The organism is Dyadobacter sp. BHUBP1 (assembly GCF_050587785.1).
In the GTDB taxonomy this organism is placed as follows: Bacteria; Bacteroidota; Bacteroidia; order Cytophagales; family Spirosomataceae; genus Dyadobacter.
This window is the reverse complement of record NZ_JBOBIH010000001.1, coordinates 1198339-1222705: the sequence shown is the minus strand read 5'-3', so window position 1 is coordinate 1222705 and position 24367 is coordinate 1198339. Positions and strand designations below refer to the sequence as shown.

Here is a 24367-nt window from a genome sequence, read left to right as displayed (position 1 = left end):
AATACAATAAATAGTCCTACCCGCACCTACGGAGGTATTGTGCTAAACGGCTTGGAAAATGTTTCTCTCCGTAACTTTGGGAGGGAAACCCTTATCAGCGATATTGCCGGGCTGAAATCGGGCAGCGATTTCAAAGCAATTATTCCATAGCGACTATTCCTAGCGATTACCACATGAAGGACATCCATTCACCCAGCGAACAGAACTATATCCAGCAACTTTCCATCGACTGCGTCATTTTTGGCTATCAGGATTCGCAGCTCAGCGTTTTGGTACCCAAATTGAACTTTCGGGGTGATTTTTGGGCTTTGCCGAGTGGCTTCATTTACCAGAACGAGGGTATCGATCAGGCTGCCCGCCGGATCCTGGAAGACCGCACGGGCATCAAAGACATTTACCTTGAACAGTTCAGGGTGTTTGGCGATGCGCCGCGGTCCAATATCCGTTTTCTCGAACGGCTCATCGAACTGAATGGCGACAAGCTTGGCGACAAACGATTTGACCGAAAGGAGTTCGACTGGATTACCCGGCGGTTCGTTTCGATCGGATATTACGCTTTAGTGGATATTAACAAGGTAATACCCCGGAAAACCGAGCTCGACGAATCCATCGACTGGTACCCGGTCCGGGATCTGCCGCCAATGATCATGGACCATCATGAAATGGTCAACTGTGCGTTGAAAACCCTCCAACTGAACCTCGATCAGAAGCTCATTGCATTCAATCTCCTGCCCGAAACTTTCACCATGCGCGAAGTACAGGAGCTTTACGAGTCCATTTTCGACCGCGCCTTTGCCCGCAATAACTTTCAGAAAAAGATCCTCGACCTGAACGTGCTCGAACGGCTGGAAAAGAAGTTCACCGGGGCTGCCAACAAAGCGCCGTTCTTGTACCGTTTCCGGAGTGAGGGTACCCGGGCCTTGTAATAGAACCATGTGGCTGTAAAGCTACAAACGGGTCGGCGGAGAGCCACCGCAAAACATCCGCGGTTGGTGAATCTTTGCACTGTGAAAACAGACCGCCCCGTTACAATGAAACAAGAGAGTACCCTGAAAGTATTAGTATTCGATTTACACCCGATTTCGCGTAAGGGAATCCGGCTCATGCTGGATACGATGGAGCTGCGCATGAAAGTGACCGAAGCCGCCCGCGAGCGCCAGTTCTACAAATTAATCACCTCGCAACGCTTCGACCTTGTGATACTGAGCGTCAACGATGTCGACAACCTTAGCAACGACGTGATCTGCCCGATACTCCCTAAAACCGCGGTACTTTACACCGAAGAAGGCGCCGAAATCGCGATGGACCTGATGGCCCTCGGCGGCGGCGCGTGCATGTCGAAGAAATGTAACGATACCGCATTGAAGGAAGGTATTTCGGCCGTGCTGCAGCAGCGGCGCTATGTGTGCGCTACGACGCAGGCGCACGTGAACGCGGAGTACTGGCGGTTCAGGGCAATCCGGAATGGCGCCGGAGCCTATCGTCCGCGCGTACGCCAGCTCACCAGCCGGGAGTCGGAAGTAGCATTATTGCTCAAAAACGGCCTGAAAACGGGTGAAATCGCCGACCGTCTTCAGATCCAGCATAGCACCGTGAGCACCCTGAAAGCCCGTGCATTCCGCAAGCTTTCTGTGACCAATCTCGTGCAGGCCATTCAAACCCTGGACTGACGTATACCAAACACCGCATTGCCGGGACACCCTTCGCAGAACCGCATCATTATGCTCCACGTAATTTTATACGACTCCCACCCGATTATCCTGAGAGGTCTTAAAGAGTTTTTCAAAAACCTCGGAAATGAGTTTACATTTTTAGAAACCAGTACAGTTGCCGACGTTTCGAAATATCTCACAAGCCACAAAATTGATCTGGTGGTGGGGGGGGTGAATGAAAAGACAGGGATAGATGCGAAAATCATACAGAGACACAACACCATTCCGTGGGTGATCATGTACAACGACAATCTTTACAAAAAGGCATTGTCACTCGTACTTTCGGGGGCGAGCGCGTGCATTTCTAAAGGATGCTCCGATCAGGAAACAGAAAAATGTCTGCGAGAGGTACTGGCCTCGCGCAGATACATATGCGAAAGCACGCTGCAAAAATTCGGTTATGAATTCCTGTTCGATCCCGGCAATCAGTCGCAGATACGCAACTTCCTCAAATATAATCTGCAACGAAAACCTAACAAGCTATCCCCGCGCGAACAGCAGGTGGCCGGGCTGTTGGTGAGCGGGATGAAGACTTCTGAAATAGCGGCGACGCTCAACGTAAGGCACAGTACGGTGAGTACCATCAAGCGGACCGTCATGTTAAAGAAAAACGTCATCAATATCATCGAATTAGCTTCGGTTTTATCAAACTAATGCCCCGCCGCTGTTTTGTAATTCAGGTTGAAATGCGTTAATTTCAGTCATTACGATCAAAACAGTAGTACTGAAAGGACCCGTTGCCCATATGCCACTCTCTATTCTCATAGCCGACGATCACCAGCTTGTCCGGAAAGGACTTCAGATGGTCGTCAAAGAAGTCCTGGGATTCAGCGTGGCCGTAGAATTTGCCGAAACAGGGCGGGAAGTGATCGAGAAGGTCACCCGGCAGGAGTTCGATATGCTCATTACCGACCTGAACATGCCCGAGACCAATGAACTCGCGCTGATCCCCGATATTTTACGCGTCCGGCCGAAGCTCAAAATCCTGGTCGTCACCATGAAGCCCGACAAGGTATTTGCCGCTCGCTTCTTTCGCGAGGGTGCGCTCGGGTATGTAAACAAAACCGAGCCAGACCAGGTCCTCGCCGAGGCAATCCAGGTAGTAAGCCAGGGGCGGAGGTACATTTCAAGGTCCCAGAGCGAAATTTTCTCCAATGCATTGATCGGCAATGCCGCCAACACGCCGTTCGACAAGCTCTCGAAACGGGAATTCGAAGTAGCCCTACTCCTGCTCAAAGGATACGGCGCCCTGGAAGTGGCCAATGCGCTGTCCATCAGCGCCTCCACAGCCAGCAGTTTCCGCTGCCGCGTTTTCGACAAGCTGGAAATCAAGAACCTGCTGGAACTGAACCATCTTGCACAGATGTATCAGATTGAACCAGATTTTGAAGGAGAATCGTAAACGTGCTGCCCTTCCCGGGTCGACTCTCGATCGAAATGCGGCCGTGAATGTAATCGAGCATCGTGTGGATCAGCAGACTGCCCGTACCCCGATTGCCTGTTTGCCTGTCACGGCTCATAAACAGGGCAATCTGCTCCTCGTTCAACCCCTGGCCGGTGTCGCTGATCGAGATCAGTAGTTGCCCGTTCTCCTCCCGGCATGAGAGGGTGATTTCCCCGTCGGTTGTATTTTTGTTGGCATTATCGATCAGGTTGCGGATGATCACCGAAAGAATCTGATAATCCGAAATGCATTCCAGATCGGTTCGCACAATAGTGAGCCGGTTATGGTTTACTTTGAAGAGCTCCTTGTAAAGCGAAGCAATCTCCTCGAACAACGCATACAGCGGAAACAGGTTCTTGCTGATCTTGAACCCTTGCTGCTGTGTGCTGATCCACATGAAAAACTGCTCGGTAAAGCCCAGCAGATTTTGTGTACCCATATGCAGGTCGCCCAGGTAAGCGTCGAGGTCCGACGACGTAATATCTTTATGGTTTTTCAAAAGATTGCCGCTGATGAGCGAAATAAACCGCAACGGCGACCGCATATCGTGAAGCACCATCGTTATCACATGGTCCTTGAACCGGTTGCTTTCCAACAAAGCCATTTCCGATTTGGCCAGGTCATCAACCGCGCTTTTCAGCTCGCGTGTCCGTGCGGAAATGATATTTTCAAGCTCCTGGGCTTCTTTTTGCAACTTGGTAAGCCTTCGTTTAAACAGCAGATAGCCAATCCCAACCGACAGGCAGATACAGAATGCGTAAAACCACCAGGTGTTATAGAACCACGGCTGCACCTCAACGGGTAAAATCAACTGCGCCTTACTGTCAGGGGTATATGCGCCGTTCCTCCTTACCAATAGCTTGTAATCTCCGGGTGGGAGGCTTGCGATCGTTACCTCCCCATTCTTCTCTACTTTATGCCAGTCGGCGTCCAATCCGGCGACCTGGTATTCAAGGTCAAGATTCTCCGCGTTGCCGAAATATGGGGATGAAACATGAATGGAGAGTCGCTTAAAGTCGGGCGACAGGGTGATACCATTGACATTGAACGGGATCGAACGGCCTTTTACCGTCAGGCTATCGGCAAAAATAGCCTTGTCCGGATAATAGGGTTTGATTTTATGGGGATAAAACCAGACAAGCCCTTTGATGGAAGGAAGCGACAGGAGGCTATCCTTTAACCAAAGGTAGGAAGGGTCGCAACCGCCGTTGAACTCATTCGTAGGAAGGCCATCGGTACGATCGAAGCGGAAAAAATTGACCTTGTCCAGCCGCCTTTCAGCGAATGCTTGTAACTCGGTTTTCCTTACTTTAAAGAGACCATTATTGCTCGGCAACCAGAAAAACCCGAGGCCATCTTCGATAAATGAATGAACCGTGGTAAGCGCCTGCCGCGGCCCGGCCGGCATGTGATAAAGCTTTTTGTTTTGTAAAAGATAAAACCCCTTTCCATAACTGGATATCCATATTTTATCGCCCGTTTCCGCGTGCACCGTCCGTATGGGCATGGATTCCAGCACCGACTTATCGATCCGGTTCCGCTCGTAATCATACCATTTCAGCCCTTTTTCGGTACAAACCAGGAAATAGGACGGGCGGATCTGTTTGGCAAACAGGATATTGGCCTTTTTTTGAGGAAATTTCTTGTACCCCACGGCATGGTCGTTCACGAGCTTGCCAAATCCATTGGCCGTCGCAAAAAAATACTGCCCTCCCGAGGCATGGCTCATGTGGATCACCGAGTGTTCTGACGCAACGACCTGGCTTCGTCCGCTTGCAATGTCCAGCTTGCGAAGTTTATAATCTTGCTCAAAATATAATTGCCCGTTACCCGGAGCGAAAAACCAGGAGCCAATACCGGGATCGAATGGCAATACCCGGGGCGGACGCTCGGTCGATATCAGCATATTTTTGACAATGAGCTGGTCATCGCCCACCCGGGCCTGGGCATACAGGCTCTGGTCGAGGACCTCAGACGAAAACGGTGGTGCAATAAACTGCTTTTTACGGACGACAAACAGTCCGTCGGTTATCGAACCGAGGTAATAGGCTCCTTGCTCAGGCACAAAACGAACACAACTCAGAAAGGGGACATGTATGCCTTCCAGCTGGATTTCTGAATTGAGGTGGCCATTTCGAAGAACTACCTTATAGAGGGTCTTCCCGGCGTAAGCGTAAAATCCATCAGGACAAGGAAAGGTGACAAAATCGCCGGCAAGAAAGCGGTCATCCGAAGCCAGTGGCCCGCTAATGGAGGTGTACCGTGGCATCAGACGGCCATCCTTCCACGCCTCAACCTGATTCCCCGTCAAAATGCACGCCAGAAATTTTCCGGCAAACAAAGCATATTGCGGTTTCCGACCGGTGTAATCCCGGATTTTCGACGGCGCTTTCAGATTTGCCGACAAATAAAGCAGGCTTTCCTCATTCCTGAGGTAAACTTCGTTGTTCGAAATGCTCGATGAAAAAAGGAACAGTTTAGGCCCCAGATGATTATAAAAGTGGGCCAACTTGCGGCACATCTCGTTATCCGTCACCGCCACCCCTTGCCGCCCTACATGCACCGACCATGCCGGGCGTAAAACGGGTGCCGGTCCCATGTGATTGGCCAAAACCGCTACCTTGACAATTTGCCCTCCATATAGTCTCGCAAACAGTGTGCCGCGCGCGTCGCTCGTGAGCCCTTCTACCCGGGCTGATTTCGATCCCGGCAACTCGGAGGTACCGTATGTGACAAAACGCTGCCCATCGTAGCGCACCATCCCCATTTCCGTCGCAAGCCAGCAATAGCCCCATTCATCGAAAGCAACGTCCTTGACGCTGTTTTGGGGAAGACCATTGTCCGTATTATACTGTAAAACAATGTAGTCGTCCTGCTGCGCGAAGGCGGGAAAATCATGCAGTATGAGAGAAATCAACGCGATCAGGAGGATTCTCATAGTTCAATTGTTGCGGGTCGAGGGCTGACAACCCTTTAAATTACTAAAATATACGTTTTCCTGACAATTACTACTTTTATCCATAGAAGTACTACGTCACTCCATTGTTTGTCTTCAATAGAACAATATCCATATTGAATCCACAGCTGCAAAAAACTATCCCATGTTTTTTGTAGAAATTTTTCTAGTCGCGCCGTCTTCATCGGGTATCACAAATCCATTCCCAAGTCCTGACCTTTCGGTTAAGGAATATTTCGATTGCCTCTTCACCTCGGCCGTTGGTCGAGGCCGCCTTTTTCAGCGTTACCTTCTAAATATTCTTACCTATTAAAATCAAACTATTACAAATCGCAAAATTATGCTCCGCGTCCGTATTCGGGCTGAGCCTCCTGGCCACAGCTCGACAAGTACGGAGGCAACCAGCCGGTTCTTCCTTAGGAAATAAAACAAAAGAGGTCTGTAAGCAATCTTGCAGACCTCTTTGATATGACCGTTTTAACCTACTGCCAATTAATTTTTACTGAATCGGGTGTTTTGCACCACACCGTCGGCCGATTCTACTTCCACCACATACATTCCCGCACGCAACGGGCGGATCCCGGGCACCGAAATCACTTCCGCCGGATTGGTGTAGCTTCTGGAAAGCAGGCATTTGCCATTCATATCCACGAGCCGTACCATCACTTTTCCTTCCACCGACTCGCCGAGTTTGATATTCAGTTCATCCGCGCCCGGGTTGGGGTAAATGTTAATACGCGATTTGGCATCGTCCGCATCCCGGTAATTCACGGTTCTAATGGCCGACCTCTCGCTTCTGCCATCGAAATCGACCTGTTTCAAACGGTAATAATTAATAGCCCCCATCACCGGCGCGAGGTCATGATAAGTATAAGATTGTTCTTTGGAAGAATCCCCCGCGCCAGCCACTTTCCCAATCGACTTGAATGTCTTCCCGTCGGTGCTGCGCTCGATCACAAACTCCTTGTTGTTGGTTTCATCGGAAGTTTTCCATTGCAGTAATGTGCCTGTATTCGACTTTTCGGCCATAAAACCGATGAGCGTCACAGGCAGGATGGTGTTGCTAAACTCGACAATGGCGGCATCCGCGGCTGGTATGGTGATTGAAAATGTGCCTTGCACCCGGGTAGCCATTTGGCGAGCGCTCTGGGCGCCACTGAAAAGTTCACGGGCCGAATAGTTATCGGACCCGCTCATGCCCGCCCGCTGCAAATCGATATTGAACGTTTTAGCTGAACCGCCGTAATTGAAAATAGCCAGATATGATTTATTTCCCATATTTTTCACAAACACCTCATTGGCCTGATTGCCAGTGTTGCCTTCCAAAGGCGTAAATACGGTACCGCTGGCCGCCAGACTGAGCAGGTCGTCGTTTTGCAGGAGCGTTTGTGCCTTGGTCGTCCATGCACCGGAGGTCGAGAAATCGTCGCCGGTAATGAGCGTGCCCGTCACGATGCCGGATGCAAAGCGGGCGCGGTTTTCGCCGTCGGTCTGTGTCCCGAACACCAGGTGATCGGCGTCGAGGTAATTGTAGATGTGCTTCTGCCACCAACCGTAAGTGGTGCTGTTCAACGTGTAGGCGGTTTCGTTAATGTCCTTGTACGCATCGCACGCGATCCTGCGCATATGTGCGTAGCGCCCGGTGGCGAGGTTAGGCGAAATGGCGGCATACACGAGCATTTTACCGTCGAGCTGGTCGGTCAGGTACTCCATTCCTTTGCGGTAGGCCTCCATACCGGTATGAATGGTGTTATCATAGTAGCTGTCGGCTTCGAGCGACGCGTGTCCGAGGAAATCGATTTTAATCATTTCGAAACCACAGGCAATGAACTTCCCGATCACCATTTGCAGACGCGCTTTGGTACCCGGGTGGGTAGGGTCCAATGCATAGGCCCCGTCCAGTTCGACGGGACTGCCATTCACTTTCGTCCAGGCGTCCTGGTAGTTGTAGGTACTGCCTTCCATTTGCCGCGCAAATTTGCCCCAATCCACAAACGGGGCCCAGTAAATGCCTGGTTTAAAACCCTTGCTTTTGCAGTAATTGGCAAATTCGGTCAGTTCCGAAAAGTTGCCGTTCAGGCCGCCGCCGGACATATTATCCCAATACGAATCGAGGTCGATGTAAAGCGTATTGTCGCTGTTTCGGAAATCGGGCACACCCGTAGAGAAGAAATCCACGACGGATTTGGCCTTTGGTAAATTAATCGACGACTGAATGGCGCCCCAGCTGTTCCAGCCGAAAGGCGTGCCGGCGGTCCAGTTGAAAATGTAGCGCGGCTCGGCCAATGCGTTCGCTTGCCCATAGACATCGAAACCTGCACGCCAGTCGGCGCCGTAGCTTACGAGAATGCGCGGCGAACGGCAGGCGGTTTGCCCTACCGATACCCATCCGTGGCCCCGTTTGTCGCGGGTAACGCTCTCCTGCGTCCAGCCTGCCACCACCGCCACATAGTTGGTCGTGCCCCTGCCCTCACCCACCAGATTCACGCCCGTTTTCCAAACCGAATGCTCCACCGAGCCGATTATCAGGCCCTTCCGGTTGGCATTATCATAAATTGCTCCGGCTTCGGAGCTGAAAAAGTTGGCATATCGGACTTCTTTCGCATCATAGCGCACCCACGCATCGTTATCGAACGGCACAAATAATGCGCGGCGGTCGATATTCGACTGAATATCCACGTAATTGGACACCAGCGGGGCCATTTTGTAAGAATTGGACCCGTTCCCGGTCAGTACCAGCTCGGTAAAAAAATGCTCCTTACCGGGATAAGTATAAAACACCTGCTGCATGCCAATCGCGCCGCTTTTAGTCATCGTAATCACGTGTTTCGTCCCGCTGCCGAACGCGTCGGTTACCGGCGTAGACGAATAGGTACGCCCCGTAAAGCCGGTGCTCTGATGCACCTGGTCCGAATAGGCCATGGCAGTAGCTTCTCCGATCACCTTATTATTATTAAAATACACGGTATAATGCCCGTTCGCCAGGTCGTAATCGATCCGGTTGTTAGTACCGAATGCTATGCTCTGGATATTAGGCGTATTGATCGGCAAGAATGCGATCTTGTCGATATTCGGACCGTAGTTATTCGGATTATCGAGGCGGATGCTGTTGCTGCCTGCATTCAATACGATACTTACGGTAATGTCCGCGGGGATAGACCACCCTCCCGACGCCGGGCAGGAAACTGCAATAGCCGTTCCTCCATTCGGAGTGACGTTGATCGTGCGCGGATCACCCGTGCTGTAAGTGACAGTAAGGTTGTAGGTACCCGCCGCGGGCACATTCACCGGGATAACCACAGCCCCATTGCCGAGGTTACCCACCTGGCTTCCGCCCGAGCAGCTTCCGCAACTCTGAACGTCGGCGCCATTGGATAGCACGCCGCTTTCCGCTTCAAAGCTTTGCGCGGACGCAGTCGCCTGCACGAGCAGCCATGCACCGAGGCAAAGTGCCAGCCCGCTGCCGAACGGGCGGCGTAGCGCCGTCCCGTTCAGCATTGAAAATAATTTTCTCATACTGAATATTTTTCAGGTTAATATTTTTCAAAAACAGCGGTTAATACCCGGCATTCTGCTTCAATGCCCCGCCCGAAGCCTGGATTTCACTTTGCGGGATAGGCTGCCAGTAGTTTTTGTCCTGGAACTTCCTCCCCTCCAATGCGATGATCTTCACATACTCAATGGAGCCGTCGGGCTTCTTCTCAGGCCGCACGCCGTAAGCAGGCACGTTTTCCGTCACATTAGCGATTTTCCAGCGGCGGACGTCGAAGAACCGGTGCTCCTCGAATGCCAGCTCCACGCGGCGCTCGTTGCGGATGCGTTCGCGCATGGCCGCCTGCGTGAGACCGGCCGGCAAATCGGGCATCCCGGCACGCTTGCGGATCTGGTTAATGGCACTGTAAACGGTCGCGTCCGGGCCGGACGCTTCGTTGCGGGCTTCGGCATAGTTCAGCAAGACTTCGCCATAGCGAATGTACTTCCAGGGCTGGGTGGCCGTCTGGTTCGCATTACGGATCGGATTTTGGTCATTGATAAATTTGTATACATAATAACCTGTCTTGCTCGTATTCCAGTTTTCGTTACCATCCTTGCTATCCTGGCCTCCCGGTACGAATGTCTCCACTTTGCGCTCACGATAAGCTGCGCCATTGTACAACACGGTCATAGTCAGACGCGGGTCGCGGTTTTTGTAAGGATCTTTCGGATTATATCCCGATTTCGGATCGGTGATTTTCGTACCGTCCATCATCTCATAATCGTCCACGAGGTTCTGTAAAGGCGTGTTACCCGCCCAGCCGCCATATCCGTTCGGGCCGTTCACGAGTTCTAGGTTGGTGTGCTCGTTGGTCGGGGAATAAAGGCGGATGAAAATGTCCTCCGAAGTATTGTTGGTAATAAAAAGCTTGCGATAGTCATTATACAGCGAGAATGCATTCTTGTCGATTACCGCCTTGGCGGCGTCGGCAGCCTTCTGCCATTTCGCGGCATCGTTCTGGCCGTTGTTGTACAACGGGCTTGCCGCATAAAGCAGTAACCGCGCTTTCAACGCCAATGCGGCATTCTCTGAACCTCGACCGGGCGTTACAGTGGCCCCAGCCAGACCAGCGGCAGCAGCATCCAGCTCGGTAACGGCGTAAGTAATGCTTTCCTCAATGCTTTTGCGCTGGTAGAGTTCGGTATAATCACGGTCTTCCAGGGTATATACTTTATCGCCGATCACCGGAATACCGCCAAAATTGCGGATCAGGTCATGGTAGCGATAAGCCCGGATAAAGCGCAGTTCGGCTTTCAGCCGCTTCTTGCCCGCTTCGCTCATAGGCACTTTGTCGAGGTTTGCGAGGCCGTAGTTGCACTCACGGATGCTGCGGTAGCTGCGCGTCCAGGTGTTCGAGATCCAGCCGGTGCGGTCGGGAGCGGCATTGCCCTGCTGCACGAAATAGGTGTCATTATCAAAATTACAGATCGACTCGTCGGTCACGGAGCTCATCCAGGCATCCTCGAAACCACGCCCGAAGCCTGGCTTATCCCCTTCGGTCGAAAGCTGCACGCCCACGTAACGGCCTACTACATACGCATCGGCCAATGCGGAGTCGGCCCAGATGGCCTGGTCGGAAATAATATCGGTCGGTTTGGTATCCAGGAATGCGTCGTCGCAGGCGATAATGCACGCCGCCACGCCGGCGAACAAGCTTAGTATCAGTTTATTCAATCTCATGTCTTTGTCAGTTTTAGAATGTCACGTTCACGCCCACATTGTAGATCTTCTGCTGCGGATAAAAGAATGCATTGCCATTGTCCCCTTCCGGATCGAAGTCCTTCACTTTGGTGAATGTGAGCAGGTTAAATCCATTGGTGTAAATCCGCAAACCGCCCAGCCCGATTCTTGAAATAATCTTCTGCGGCACATTGTAGGCCAGCTCCACGTTTTTCAGACGAAGAAAAGCGGTATTCTGAAACCAGAACGTGTTTTTATAGCTGCCATTCACGCCCGTTCCCGTGCGCGAATCGATGCGCGGCGAATTGCCGTTCGGGTTGGAGGGGCTCCATGCATCCTCGGCGCGCGACTGCATCACACTACTGAACTCGCCCGCTTCCACTACCACATATTGCGCTACACGCGCCTGGCCTTGCAACAGGACATTCAAAGTGAGATTTTTCCAACCTCCGCCCAGATTCACGCCATAGGTAATCTGAGGCACATTGCTGTACTGCGAGCGGATTCGGTCGGCGGCGTCGATCTTACCATCGCCATTGTAATCTTCATATTTGAGATCACCCATTCCCGCGCCCGAAACGTGCGGATAGGCATCAAGCTCCTGCTGCGTTTTGAACACGCCGATAGCACGGTACATCAGGTCGGCATTCGGATTACCAAGGTCCGAACCGAGCGGCATGCCGGTGGCGCGCTGGTAATCGAGCGTGTTAGGGGCCTCGTCGATGAAAACCACCTCGCTTTTCGCGAATGCGAAGTTACCACCGATGTTGTAACTGAAATTGTTGTGGCTGCCTGCATACTGGATCTGCGTTTCCAGACCGCGGTTATGCACCTCGGCAATGTTCTCTTTCGGGATTTGCGAGCTGCTGATCCCCGTCAGCGCAGGGATGCTCACATTGCGGCTGGCGAGGATATTGGTACGGTTCTCGAAAAACAGGTCGAGATCGAAGGTCAGCTTTTTGAAGAGCGTCGAATTGAGCCCCAAATTGTATTTCTTGGCCACTTCCCAGGTAATGTTCGGATTGGCGAGCAACGAGTACTGAATGAGCGGCACGTTGTCGGCATTGTTACCGGTTGAGAATGCGCCATTGCGCACCTGGAAATTGTCGCGGAACTGATTGGGATTCACGCGGTCGTTACCCAGCTCACCATACGAAGCCCTGATTTTGAGATCGTTGATGGCATTACCTGTCTGAAACCAGGGCTCCTGCGACACCCGCCAGCCCAACGATATGCCCGGAAAAAAACCATAGCGATTGCCCTTCGGAAACACCGACGACCCGTCGTAACGCAGCTGTACTTCCGCCAGGTACCGTCCCAGGTAGTTGTAATTTACCCGTCCGAACACATTCCTGCGCGAGGTACGGTAGCTGCTTCCGCTGTTGCCGAAATCCACCGGCTGCGCACCGCCCTGGCTCAGGTCGGGTAGTTGCGTGGTGATGAAGTTGTTCCTCGACGCGCTGAAAAACTCCTGCGTCTCCCGGCTCTGCTCGTAGGCAATGAATGAAGACAATGCGTGGTCGCCGAAGTTCTTTACGTAATTCAGTTTGATATTGCCCGTCAACAAAGCCTTATTTGTCTGGCTTTCGTACATCTGCGCCTTGGCGGGTCCCCCTAGCACGGTGTTGTATTGCTGGGTGGTCTTGTTGTATTGATAAACGATCCAGTTGGTTCTCATTTCCTTAGTAAATGCGAAACTCTGGTCGGCGGAAAAGAAGCCGTCGACCGAAAGCCCGTCGATCGGCAACTGGTAACTTGCCCGCAGAATACCGTTCGAAACCGTGGTAGGACTGTTGTTCGTCCCCGCCAATGTCGCCATGGCGATCGGGTTCTTGCCTTGCTCCACCCCCGCTCCGAGCTTTCCATCAGGATAGCGTGCAGGAAGTGTGGGATAGGTTCTGTACAAAAACTCGAACACGTTGCTCGCCCCGAAACCGGCAATATAGCTGCGGTTCTCACGGCGCGTCGCGAGCTGGATCCCAAAGCTCAGTTTCTCATTTACATTTACATTGATATTCGACCGGACGCTGTACTGGCGGTATTTATTCACGCCGTCGCGGTAGAGGCCGTCCTGGTACAATGTCCCGGCCGACACGAAGTAGTTGATCTTTTCAGTCCCGCCGGAAACGGAGAGATTATGCTGGTTCTGGCGCGCAACCGGCTTCATCAATTCCTTCACCCAGTTGGTGTTGGGATAGTTGATCGGGTCGGAGCCGTCGCGGAATTTCTGGATCTCGGCATCGCTGTACCGCTGATTCATCCCTCCCGATGGGTTACGGTAATAATCGATCGTATTCAGGATTCCCGCATACGTAGGCGCGTCCACGAACCTGGGCATGCGCGTGGGCTGCACGAAGCCCTGATTGAAGGAATAGTCAAAGCGCGGCTTGCCTGCGAGGCCCTTTTTGGTAGTAATCAAAATAACCCCGTTCGCAGCCTGTGCCCCGTAAATGGCTGCGGAAGCGTCTTTGAGTACCGAAATACTTTCAATGTCGTTCGGATTAAGGCGATCCAACCCTCCTATTGCATTGGCGATACCGTCGATGACGATGAGCGGGTTACTGTTGCCTGTCGTAGCGCGGCCGCGGATCAATATACTCGACCCGTCCGACCCAGGCTCGCCGGACCGGTTATTGGCGATCAGGCCAGGCAAACGGCCGGCAAAAGAGTTGGAGATGTTGGCCTGCGGGCTGCGGGTTATTTCCGATCCCTGCACGGTCGCCACCGAGCCGGTAATATTCTTTTTAGACTGCGTACCATATCCTACCACTACCACCTCTTCCAGCGACTTCGAATCCACTTTCAAAGTCACATCCACCACAGTTTGCGTGCCGACCGTCACTTCCTGCGAAAGGTAACCTACGAAGGAAAATATCAGCACCGCCGGTCCGGCGGCAGACTTATCATCCGGAATATCCAGCACATAGCTACCCTGTTCGTCGGTAACCGTGCCCCGCTGGCTGCCTTTCAGCACCACGCTCACGCCGGGCAGCTTATCGCCCTTGTCGTCGGCGACCGTGCCCGTGAGCCGGATGTCGGCAGTACTCGCCGCGCCGATCGTCTGTGCTTCGCCGGGAACCAGCGGTTCCTGTAAAAACGACACTTTGCGGCTGCGTTTGAGGATAATCTGGCCATCGCCGGGCTGGTATTCGATCTGCAAAGGCAGCAGAAGCCGGTCAAGCACGGCGGAAAGTTTCTCATTGCTGGCGTTCAGGTTTACGCGGGTACGTACGGGAATAATGCTGCGGCTGTACGCGAAACGCACGCCGGCGAGGTTCTCCAACCGGTCGAGGGCACTGCCGAGCGGGATATTTTCCGCCTGGATGCTCACGTTTTTGGCCAGCAAGTCCTGCGCATTGATGTCCCTCGCATAACCGCCCGCCGCGATCATTCCAATCAGGAAAAGCTGTAAAATCGATAACCGCATAATATGGTATGCCGTCTTGCTTTTTAGGAAAAAATACATAAGTTTGAAATGGTTAATATGAACAATAGGAAGCCTTGCATCACCGGCCAGTGATGTTCCATCAAGGTCTTCGTTCAGGATCAGGGGTGGCTCCAACACTCCTGATTTTCTTTTGAAGCAGGTATTATTTCGGTTGGTTGAATTTCGTCATAGGGCGGCTGTTAGGTGTCTGTTTTAATTGATATTGAATGGAATCGCATTTACTCCGAAACGGCGCATCCTTCCCCTCGGATCACGATCTCGTCATTTTGCATCACATAGTTCGCATCCACGATCTGCATTGTCATTTCAAGTATTTCTGAAAGCCGGTTCTGGTCGAACGTGGCTTTTACCCGGCAATTTTCAAGATTAGGATTTTCAAGACGGATCTTTACATCGAATTTATCTTCAAGCCTTTTCATCACTTCTCCCAGCTTCGCATCGGTGAATGTAAGTGAAACAGGCTGCCATAACGGCGCTTTCTCGGCCACGTCGGGTACCTCTTCGCTGACGAGCTCCCCGGAGGCCACTTTGAAAACCGCCTGCTGGTGCGGAAGGAGCATTACTTCTTTGCCTTTGTCAGCCGTTACGGAAACCTTGCCTGTCACCACCGAAACTGCATACTCCGCCTCGCCCTTGTTGGCACGCACATTGAAACTTGTACCCAGCACTTTCACCTGCACCGACTCCCCATGCACGAAGAACGGCCTTGAAGGGTCGTGGGTTACCTCAAAAAATGCCTCGCCTTCGAGGGAAACCTCGCGGGAATCTTCATTGAAATCTTCCTTCGCATAGGTAATGCGCGTACCTGGATTCAACCACGCCTCGCTGCCATCGGGAAATACATGCTTCCGCACCTGGCGGGTCTTGTTGATGGTAGAATAAGTGTGCTTTCCGAACCTGAAAACCGATTTATTCTGGGATAAAAAATACCTCATACCCAGTCCGGCAACCAGCAGGATCATCGCCGCGGCGGCGTAGCGCAGGTATTGGCCGAGGGTCCGGTGCCGCAATGGTACCGTACGCGACACGCCGGGCGTGTCCACGCGGGACGTATCCACGCCGGACGTATCCACGCCGGACGACAGTCTCCGGATTTCGTCCTGCACTTTGCCTAAATGCCGGGCTTGGTCGAATGCAGCTTTCTCACCAGTCTCCTCCGACAACGACGCGTACCATTCGTCGACCTGAAACGCTTCCTCAGGAGTACATAGTCCTTCGACATAGCGTTTCAAAAGCTCCGGCGAAATGTTGTGATTGTTCATAATGTGTTTGTAATGACCTATTATTTCAGTCCCTATAAACAGGACGCGCCGTACGCCGGTATCCCTAGTGACTTTTGAAGAAATTTTATGACAAATACTATTTGAATCCTTATTACTTTTGATCGAAGTTGAAGAATGCACCTCATGAGTAAGGATTACCGCGGTAACGACGACCTGGAATTATGGCAGCTTGCAAAGGTTTCGGACGATTCGCTGGCCTTTGCCGAGCTGCATCGCAGGTATTCGCCCCGGCTTTACGCACTCGCATTGCGGAAGACGGGCAGCAGTGAGGTGTCGGAAGATCTCGTTCAGGATCTCTTTGTGCATTTATGGCTGCAGCGGACGGGCATCGCCATTGAAAAAGCATTCAATTTCTACGTTTTTTCCGCGCTTAAAAACCGCATTATCTCCCATTTACGGAAACAGCTCGTTCACCACACAGTGTCGTTGAACGACATCGACCTGGAAACATTGTCGTCGCAGTCGGCCAACCTGGTGCAGGAATGGCTGTCGTTGAAAGAAGTGCAGGAGATTTACTCGCGCGAGCTCGCGAACCTCCCCGAGAAGAGCAAACAGGTATTTGAAATGAGCCGCAGCGGCGTCCCCAACAAGGAAATTGCCCAAATGCTCGATCTCTCCGAGAAAACGGTCGAGTTCCACATCAGTAAATGCCTGCGGGTACTGCGGGCGAAGTTCGGCTATGTGGTGAGCGTCCTGGTGTGGGTGCTGGCAGCCGGAATGTAGGCGTCATCTACCGGCACGCATTTTGCACGTATAGTGATAAAATGCTCTTCCCATGTTTGAAGTTTCTGAATTAAGAAAAATCCTCATGCACGATCATCCGTTCGGCTTCCTCCTGGAAGTGGTGCTGCGGACAGTCGTTATGTTTATGATCATACTGGTTGCGCTGCGAGCGTCCGGCCGGCGCGGGATCAAACAACTTTCGATCTTTGAACTTGTCCTTATTATCGGATTGGGCTCCGCCGCCGGCGATCCGATGTTTTACGACGATGTAGGCATTTTGCCCGCATTAGTCGTTTTTCTCGTCGTCATTACACTCTATATTACCGTTACACGACTTTCGGACAGGTTTGTCAAGATCGAAAAACTGCTGGAAGGCGAGCCGTTGTACGTGATCCGCGACGGCAATCTGCTGATGGACGCATTCCGGGAATCGGGCCTGTCGCAGGACGAATTCTTCGCCGAACTCCGCCTGCGTAATGTGGAACATCTAGGCCAGGTGCGCACTGTACTCATCGAAACCTCCGGCGAATTCAGTGTATTGTTTTATGCGGAAAAAGACGTCCGTTACGGCCTGCCCATTTTCCCCAGCGAGCTGCAAAACAAACTCTCCGGAACAACTCATGAAAACTGCGAGTACATCGCTTGCGCGAAATGCGGCAGCGTGCGCAACGCCAGGGACTTCGACCAGCTACCGACATGCCCCGAATGCGATGCCTGCGAATGGATCGAAGCTTCGAATGCGAAGCGGGTAGGGTGAGTTGCTGCGTATTGGTATACCTGACAGCTTAATTCTCCGGTGCTATCGGCAACGGCAGATAATCCCGGTTCAAAATCATCCATTCCTGCAAGCGCGTTTTCAGATCGTGCTCAATCGCAGCTATTTCCGCTTTGCCGGATAGGTTGTTTGTTTCGTCGGGATCGGCCTGTAAATCGTAAATTTCGAACATTTTGCGACGCTCGGCGAACAGCAGCTTGTCGTATTTCTCGTCCAACCTGCCCTCGGCATGCTGCTGTTTCAAATCGAGCCAGAAAGGTTGTCCGGCGAAATCGACCGGATGGTAGGGAATCTGCCAGATCGCATTGTAGATCAGCTTGTACTTTTTATTAAAAATAGTCCTGCCCAAATCGAAATTGGAAGAATTGGTAGGCAAGCCCTGCCCGTGCGCACCACGGACGGCGAAAATATACTCGTGGCCGCCCTGCTGTGAATCGGCAAATGCGGGAGTGAGGCTTTTGCCGGTGATCTCTTTCGGAACAGGTAAACCCGCAACGGCAAGAAATGTGGGTGCGATATCGATACCGGAAACAAGCGCGTCGCTTACCTGCCCGCTCTTGATCAGCCTGGGATAACGGATGATCAGCGGCACGTGGATGCCCAGGTCGTACAATGTTCCTTTACCGCGCAGCAATGCCCCGCCGTTGTCCCCGATGAAGACAACAAGCGTATTTTCTTCCAGCCCACGCTTTTTCAGGTCATCCAATACACGGCCCACGTCGCTGTCGAGGCGTTGGATTTCGCCGAGATAGGCGGCGAAATCAGCCCGCACACCTTTGGTATCGGGCCAATGCCCTGGCAATGTGAGCGATTGCGGGTCGGGTTCAAAATCTTTGGCATTGAAGATCCGGTGCGGATCGCTATACCCGACTTGTACGAAGAACGGCTTGTTTTTAGGCGCTTTGTCCAGGAACTCGGTGTACTGCTGGAAGATACTGTCGCGGTTACCGGTCGTTTTCAGGTAGTCGACCCGGTTTTTAAAGGTTTCCAGGCCATATTTCTCCAAAACCGCTACCGTTTCGGGCACTCGGCGGTTGCCGTCGAGGTGGAAGCTCCGGCCGAGAATACCGGTATGGTAGCCGCCTTTGCGAAGCAGCTCGGGATAGGTCGTCACGGAGGCATCGAGCGGGGCCGAAAAGCGGGTCATCTGCACGTCGAGCGTATTACGCCCGGTCATGATCGCCGCCCGCGAAAGCACGCATTGCGGCGCGGTGGTATAGGCACGCGTGAAGCGGATACCTTCCTGCGCGAGTCGGTCAATATTTGGTGTTTTGATCTGGGGATAGCCATAGCTGCTCAAAAACGGCGCACTGTGGTCGTCGGACACGATGAGTACGATATTGGGGCGTTTCTGCTGGCCGGAAGCTGTCGATGCAATAAATGCAAGAACAATTAGAAGAAGAGTGATCCGGTGTTTCATTTCGCGTCCTGCTTTTTAGGATACACCTTGTCGATAGACGCCCCTTCATCCCCCTGCTGCCTCATCCAGGCCTCGAGTTCTCCGCGCAAGGTGGCAATGCGTTGCGCATATTGCGGGTCTGCCGCCAGGTTTTTCAGTTCAAAAGGATCTTTTTCGGTATCATAAAACTCGACGGCAGGCCGGTGCTCGAAACGGTCGGTGATCTTTTTGGCATTCGCATCAGCCTTGTCATCTACCCATGAAAACCACACAGTATTGCGGTCTTTGCGGTTGCGGTCCATCATGAAGCGGTTGTAATATGGCTTGTCGGACGCGAGGTTGAGGATCAGCTTATAGCGGTGGTCGCGGATGCTGCGGATGGGGTAAGGATCACCCTCCGGAATATTGTTATGAATTCCGTAGGCGTAGTTTCTCGCCTCTTTGTTCTTGCCTGAAATGACGGACAAAAAGCTGCGCCCGTCGAGACCGGCAACGGGCTTCCCACCGGCAATATCGATCAGCGTCGGCATAATATCTTCATATTGTACCAAGGCGTGCGTCTCAGTCGAAGGCTTTACTTTCCCCGGCCAGCGGACGAGCATCGAGCTCCGCTGACCTGTATCGTACAGGTTCCACTTCGCTCCCGGAAACTGCGCACCCTGCTCACCGAGGAAAATCAGGATGGTGTTTTTGTCCTGACCCGTCTCTTTCAGCAATGCACGGATCTGCCCCACCTGATCGTCCAGCCGGCGTACCTCGGCGAGGTATTTCACAAATTGCCTGCGGGTAATGGGCGTATCCACCCAGTTGGCCGGCAGTTTAAGCTTTGCCGCGTCGAATTCGGTGGTATCTCCCACAGTCCAGGGTGCGTGGGGATTAATGCTCATTACAAAAAGACAGTACGGCTTGTCGCTGCCCGTGATGTATTTCTTAATATCGTCGAGGCGGTAATCGTCCGTCGGGGCCACACAGTTAGGCTCAAAACCTTCGACGATATCGAACGGAAACACGCTTTTAGGTTTCGTCACATGGTCTTTTCCCGTCAGCCCTACGCGATAACCGAGGTCGGCCAGGTAATGGCCGACGCTTTTCAGATGGTCGTACACCGGCTTGTGGTTTTGGAACGAACCGTGGCGCACCGGATACAAACCTGTAAAAAGCGACGCCCGCGTTGGTACGCACATCGCTTCCGAAGTGAACAGGTTATGGAATTTCAGCCCATCCTTCGCCAATGCATCGATATGCGTGGTTTTGAGGTTTTGACCGCCATAGCAACTCAGCTGCCGACTGTCAAGGTCGTCGGCCATGATGAGGATGATGTTGGGGCGTTTTGCGCCGGCGTTTTTTTGACCGCCGGCTGGAAATGCCTGGCCACAGCTGGCGCAAAGCGGTAATAATACGTTGAGAATAATGCAGATTCCGAATGCTTTAAACATACACCTGTGGTTGTCATTGTTACCCGTTCGACACAAATCATTTCCGGATTCAATAAGCTAATAACCAATCCCTTCTAATGATTGATAAGGAGAAAGAAGTCGTCAAAGCGGCACAACCTCCGGTTCATCGAGCAACACTTCCCGGCGCGAACGCAGCCGTTCCACAAGCGAATCGTAATGCAGCAGCCCCGCCGCTTCCACCACGAGCACGCCCACAAACTCGCGTCCGCGCCCGATGATATTCAATCGTTGGATCCGTACGCCTTTTACCGATTCCACCAACGATGTGATGTGGTGCACACTCAACGTTTCGGGATATGTGAGTTTGAGTTGATAGGTCTTCATATAGCTTGCATTTAGTCGTTCATGAGTATTAGTTTATTACTTTATAGATCCGGAGTCAGATCAGTGGTCTCCGTAGCGCTTCTCACCTGCTGAGACGGCTAGCGTCAGCTTGTTTTGCTTGGGGGGAAGCGGACAGGTCGCGTACGGAGAGAATGCACAAGGCGGGTTGATGGCTTTATTGAAATCCAGCCATGCGGTACCATCAGCCTCGACGGAAGAATACAGGAAGCGGCCCGAGCCGTAAGTCTCGTGCTTGTTGGTTTGGTCGGCGAAAATAATGAACAGGTTTTCAGGCTTACCGACGGCGTCGAGGCTGTATTCCTTGCCATCGACATTAAAAACGAGTTTACCGGGCGAGACCTGGTTATCGATACGGCCCGTAATGTCGGTAATCGACACCGTGCGGCCCTGTGTTGGCACAAAACGCGCTTTAACCCGCCATTTTTCCTGCACAGGGTACCTTTCAATACCTGTAAAATCTTTCAGGTATTCGCTTTCCAGGTCGCGCAGGCGGATCGCATATTTCTCACCACGCTTGATCACAAACCACCTCAGCGGACCATGTTTCAATGTAACGGGCTTGCCGTCGGGGAAAATATCCAGCTTGGTGACCGGCTGGTCGCCATTGAAGATTTGCGCGCCCGGCTTCGCTCTGAGCGTGATTTTGTCGTTTTGAAGCACAAATTCACCCAAGAACGCATTGCTTTTACCTTCCGGAAAGAGGATATCGTTTTCCGCCGCGCTACCGAATGTGTTTTTGCCCTCCTTCAACCAGAACAGCCCGGCCAGGTTCAGCCAGCCCGATTCCGCTTTCAGGCTCTCGACACGTTTCTGGTGCCAATCGCGGATCTGCTCTTCGTAAGTATTGTCGGTTGCCGCAAATGCAGACAAAACCCATGCCGCCGCCAGCCCCACTAATTGATAAACATGCCTTTTCATTTCAGGTGTTTGTTAAATGATACATACCCATTCCTGCACCGGCGGATCTCCGTGGCGCATCAGAATTCGCAATTTGTTGGTGGCTGGTACACAAAATTAGTTAAACTATTTAATCTACCAATTTAATAGTTTAATATTTCAGAGAAATTTAACCGCAAATAGTTCCCCGGACCGGCGTCATCTGCAAACCCTCCTTTGACCTTACAATAAGAAGCGGGAACCCCCTAGCGCCATTTTTTGTAATTTCAACCTATGAATACTAAACCGGCGTTTCCGACTCTTGGCATCGATGCTTTTGACTCTTCTACGGAGTCGGGTTACAAGCTTTTGCGCCATGAGATCGATGGTAAAAGCCGGATTGATAAACCGCACAAGCACGATTTCTTCATGCTTTTTGTCGTGAAGCAGGGCGGCGGGACGCATTCTATCGACTTCGTCGATTACCCGGTTGCCAATGGACAGGTGCATTTGCTTTTTCCCGGCCAGGTCCATCGCTGGGAACTCGATGAAGCCACATCTGGATTTCAGCTAATGGTAGGGCGACGTGCTTTCGAGACTTCTTCTAACTTTCTGCGACTGTCGTTTATATCCTACCGGAACCACCAGGTGATCGATCTGCCGCGAGCTGTTTTCCAGGCATTGTGCTATGAGCTGGAAACTCTGGAAGGCGAGCTGGGCATGCCTTTGGTAGATTGGGATATGGTACAACTTCGCAGCCGGGTGGCTTTGCAACTTGTAAGCCGAGAAGCCGAACGCATTTACGAGGATATCGGCACCTACCGGGCCAATCCGATCCTTTTCAAATACCACGCACTGGTGGATACCCATTTCAAGACCCACAAGACTGTCGCATTCTATGCTGACCAGCTCAACATCTCCCCCAACTATCTTAATATTCTCTGCAAAAGGCACTTGCACGTACCCGCCACGTATCTGATTCACAACCGCGTGGGTTTGGAGGCGAAGCGCTTGCTGCTGGTTTCGGGGCAATCGGCCAAGGAGATTGCTTTTGAACTGGGTTTCAGTGATCTTCCTCATTTCTCCAATTTCTTCAAAGCCCAGACAGGTTCTTCGCCCCGCGCCTTTCGGAATTCGTTATAAATCCTACAAGTTTTGGCATAAATAGCGCATCGTTCAAACGCGTCACCGGGGTTAACTTTGCTTAAACCTTAACCCCAGGCATATGGAGTCTATTTCCCGCAAAACGTTCATTAAAAGTTCAGGTCTATTGTTGGCAGGCGAAATACTCGTCAAGAAAGCAGGAGCATTCGCATCCGGTGCCGCGCAACCGGCAGAAACAGCCAGTAAACCTGCGAAGAAATGGATGCTGAAAAACGTGCGCCTGGAAACGGGTTTTGTGTATGAGGACGGTGAGGTGATCGCCACCGAAACCGGACTTTTCCGGGTAGAGATCGAAGGCGGGAAGATCAAAGCCGTGCTGCCCAACGATCCTAAAGCCGATGCTACCGATGCCAAAGGGCAACTGATGCTGCCGGCGTTCAGGGATATGCATATTCATTTGGACAAAACCTATTATGGCGGCCCCTGGAAAGCGCGGCTGGCGAAAAACCGTTCGGTGAAGGATATGATTGCGTTCGAGCAGAAAACTTTGCCCGAACTCCTGAAAATGTCCACTTACCGGGCCGAAAAGATCATTGAACTACTGCAATCCAAAGGAACGAATTTCGCCCGAAGCCACGTCAATATCGAACCGACCTCGAAGTTGGATTCGTTAAAGAACCTGCAAAAAGCCATTGAAAATAAGAAAGATAGTTTCGGAACAGAGCTCGTCGCTTTTCCGCAGCACGGGGTTTTCTATTCGCATTCAGAGCAATGGATGAAGGAAGCCGCCGCGATGGATATCGACTTCATCGGCGGTCTCGATCCGAACGCCATCGATGGTAGCGTTGAGAAACAGATCGACTTCATCGTCCAACTAGCCCTCGATCACGGTAAAGGCATTGATATCCACCTGCATGAAGGTGGTGAGCCGGGTTTAAAGACGGTCGAATACCTGACGCAGAAAGTTATTGAAAACCCGGCGCTCGCCGGCAAAACATTCCTCAGCCACTGCTTCGTACTTGCCCGGCTCGAAAAACCAAAACTGGAAGAAGTATCAGAAAAGCTCGCGCATGCACGTGTGGGCGTGATCTCGACTATTCCGTTTGGCAGCACCATTATGCCCATCCCGACCCTTTACCGCCATGGCGTGACGGTTATGACCGGCAACGACAGCATTGTGGACCATTGGAACACATTCGGGTCCGGGAGCGTGTTGCAAAAATCGAATTTGATGGCACAGCTTTACGGCCAATCGACGGAACTCGACCTGTCGCGCTGCCTCAAACTGGCAACCTGCGGTATTCTTCCGCTCGACGAAAAAGGAAAGCAGCAATGGCCCAAGGCTGGCGACGAAGCGAGTGTGGTGTTGGTAGATGCGAGTTGTTCCGCCGAGGCTGTTGCGCGCATTTCACCCGTGAAAGCGCTTGTGCACCGCGGGAATCCGGTTTATCGGAACTGAATCGTGGTTCGGGGGCGGTCAGGGGTGGTCATTTATTGTCATTTGTGGTCAGGTGTTGTCATTGATTGATCATCCATGAGCAAGCGTGAAGAGAACCCAATACACTATGTAGGATCGATGCCACCTATGTTACATCGCCATGCGATTCCGATGACGCATTTAACTATTCTT

General features: G+C 52.1%; 17 protein-coding genes. 8 read left to right on the top strand and 9 right to left on the bottom strand.

Going from position 1 to position 24367, the window contains the following annotated elements:
- The first annotated feature begins 182 nt into the window (after nt 1–182).
- From ACQ4MZ_RS05075 to ACQ4MZ_RS05060, 4 genes are all read left to right on the top strand, one after another.
- Nucleotides 183–926 carry an NUDIX hydrolase gene (locus ACQ4MZ_RS05075; protein ID WP_430843805.1) on the top strand — a complete coding sequence of 248 codons (744 nt, stop codon included), beginning with the start codon at nt 183–185 and terminating at the stop codon, nt 924–926.
- 105 nt (nt 927–1031) lie between these two features.
- Nucleotides 1032–1670, top strand: coding sequence for a response regulator transcription factor (locus ACQ4MZ_RS05070; protein ID WP_430843495.1), 639 nt, complete (start codon nt 1032–1034; stop codon nt 1668–1670).
- Nucleotides 1671–1721: 51 nt separating this feature from the next.
- A complete protein-coding gene (locus ACQ4MZ_RS05065) occupies nt 1722–2366 on the top strand; it encodes a LuxR C-terminal-related transcriptional regulator (protein ID WP_430843494.1) in 645 nt (214 codons plus the stop codon).
- 91 nt (nt 2367–2457) lie between these two features.
- Complete coding sequence (locus ACQ4MZ_RS05060) at nt 2458–3114, top strand: response regulator (protein ID WP_430843493.1); 657 nt, start codon at nt 2458–2460, stop codon at nt 3112–3114.
- Here ACQ4MZ_RS05060 and ACQ4MZ_RS05055 read toward each other — a convergent pair.
- The 5 genes from ACQ4MZ_RS05055 to ACQ4MZ_RS05035 all read right to left on the bottom strand — a co-directional run bounded on the left by ACQ4MZ_RS05055 (nt 3041) and on the right by ACQ4MZ_RS05035 (nt 16037).
- Complete coding sequence (locus ACQ4MZ_RS05055) at nt 3041–6094, bottom strand: ATP-binding protein (protein WP_430843492.1); 3054 nt, start codon at nt 6092–6094, stop codon at nt 3041–3043. The two genes, ACQ4MZ_RS05060 and ACQ4MZ_RS05055, sit on opposite strands and share 74 nt — an antisense overlap.
- A 510-nt stretch (nt 6095–6604) precedes the next feature.
- On the bottom strand, nt 6605–9628 hold the full coding sequence (locus ACQ4MZ_RS05050) for a CBM35 domain-containing protein (RefSeq protein WP_430843491.1): 3024 nt from the start codon (nt 9626–9628) through the stop codon (nt 6605–6607).
- A gap of 40 nt (nt 9629–9668) precedes the next feature.
- Nucleotides 9669–11327 (bottom strand): RagB/SusD family nutrient uptake outer membrane protein, encoded by a 1659-nt coding sequence (locus tag ACQ4MZ_RS05045; protein ID WP_430843490.1) that lies wholly within the window; start codon nt 11325–11327, stop codon nt 9669–9671.
- Nucleotides 11328–11340: 13 nt separating this feature from the next.
- Nucleotides 11341–14793 (bottom strand): TonB-dependent receptor, encoded by a 3453-nt coding sequence (locus ACQ4MZ_RS05040; RefSeq protein WP_430843489.1) that lies wholly within the window; start codon nt 14791–14793, stop codon nt 11341–11343.
- Nucleotides 14794–14993: 200 nt separating this feature from the next.
- Complete coding sequence (locus ACQ4MZ_RS05035) at nt 14994–16037, bottom strand: FecR family protein (RefSeq protein WP_430843488.1); 1044 nt, start codon at nt 16035–16037, stop codon at nt 14994–14996.
- Nucleotides 16038–16181: 144 nt separating this feature from the next.
- On the opposite strand from ACQ4MZ_RS05035, the gene ACQ4MZ_RS05030 reads away from it, so the two are divergent.
- Together ACQ4MZ_RS05030 and ACQ4MZ_RS05025 are read left to right on the top strand one after the other, a co-directional pair.
- Entirely contained in the window at nt 16182–16781 is a 600-nt protein-coding gene (locus ACQ4MZ_RS05030) for an RNA polymerase sigma-70 factor (protein ID WP_430843487.1), read from the top strand.
- A gap of 52 nt (nt 16782–16833) precedes the next feature.
- Nucleotides 16834–17538 carry a DUF421 domain-containing protein gene (locus ACQ4MZ_RS05025; RefSeq protein WP_430843486.1) on the top strand — a complete coding sequence of 235 codons (705 nt, stop codon included), beginning with the start codon at nt 16834–16836 and terminating at the stop codon, nt 17536–17538.
- Between the two features lie 28 nt (nt 17539–17566).
- Here the strand turns inward: ACQ4MZ_RS05025 and ACQ4MZ_RS05020 are convergent, their stop codons facing one another.
- The 4 genes from ACQ4MZ_RS05020 to ACQ4MZ_RS05005 all read right to left on the bottom strand — a co-directional run bounded on the left by ACQ4MZ_RS05020 (nt 17567) and on the right by ACQ4MZ_RS05005 (nt 21675).
- Entirely contained in the window at nt 17567–18976 is a 1410-nt protein-coding gene (locus ACQ4MZ_RS05020) for a sulfatase family protein (protein WP_430843485.1), read from the bottom strand.
- A complete protein-coding gene (locus tag ACQ4MZ_RS05015; protein WP_430843484.1) occupies nt 18973–20391 on the bottom strand; it encodes a sulfatase family protein in 1419 nt (472 codons plus the stop codon). Before ACQ4MZ_RS05015 ends, ACQ4MZ_RS05020 begins: the two co-directional genes overlap by 4 nt.
- A gap of 102 nt (nt 20392–20493) precedes the next feature.
- Nucleotides 20494–20736, bottom strand: a complete 243-nt coding sequence (locus ACQ4MZ_RS05010) for a hypothetical protein (protein ID WP_430843483.1) — start codon at nt 20734–20736, stop codon at nt 20494–20496.
- A 60-nt stretch (nt 20737–20796) separates the two neighbouring features.
- The gene (locus tag ACQ4MZ_RS05005) at nt 20797–21675 is read right to left on the bottom strand and encodes a DUF1684 domain-containing protein (RefSeq protein WP_430843482.1); all 879 of its coding nucleotides are present in this window, start codon (nt 21673–21675) and stop codon (nt 20797–20799) included.
- A 252-nt stretch (nt 21676–21927) separates the two neighbouring features.
- On the opposite strand from ACQ4MZ_RS05005, the gene ACQ4MZ_RS05000 reads away from it, so the two are divergent.
- Entirely contained in the window at nt 21928–22776 is an 849-nt protein-coding gene (locus ACQ4MZ_RS05000) for a helix-turn-helix domain-containing protein (protein WP_430843481.1), read from the top strand.
- Nucleotides 22777–22858: 82 nt separating this feature from the next.
- Nucleotides 22859–24196, top strand: a complete 1338-nt coding sequence (locus ACQ4MZ_RS04995) for an amidohydrolase family protein (protein ID WP_430843480.1) — start codon at nt 22859–22861, stop codon at nt 24194–24196.
- The last annotated feature ends 171 nt before the right edge of the window (nt 24197–24367 follow it).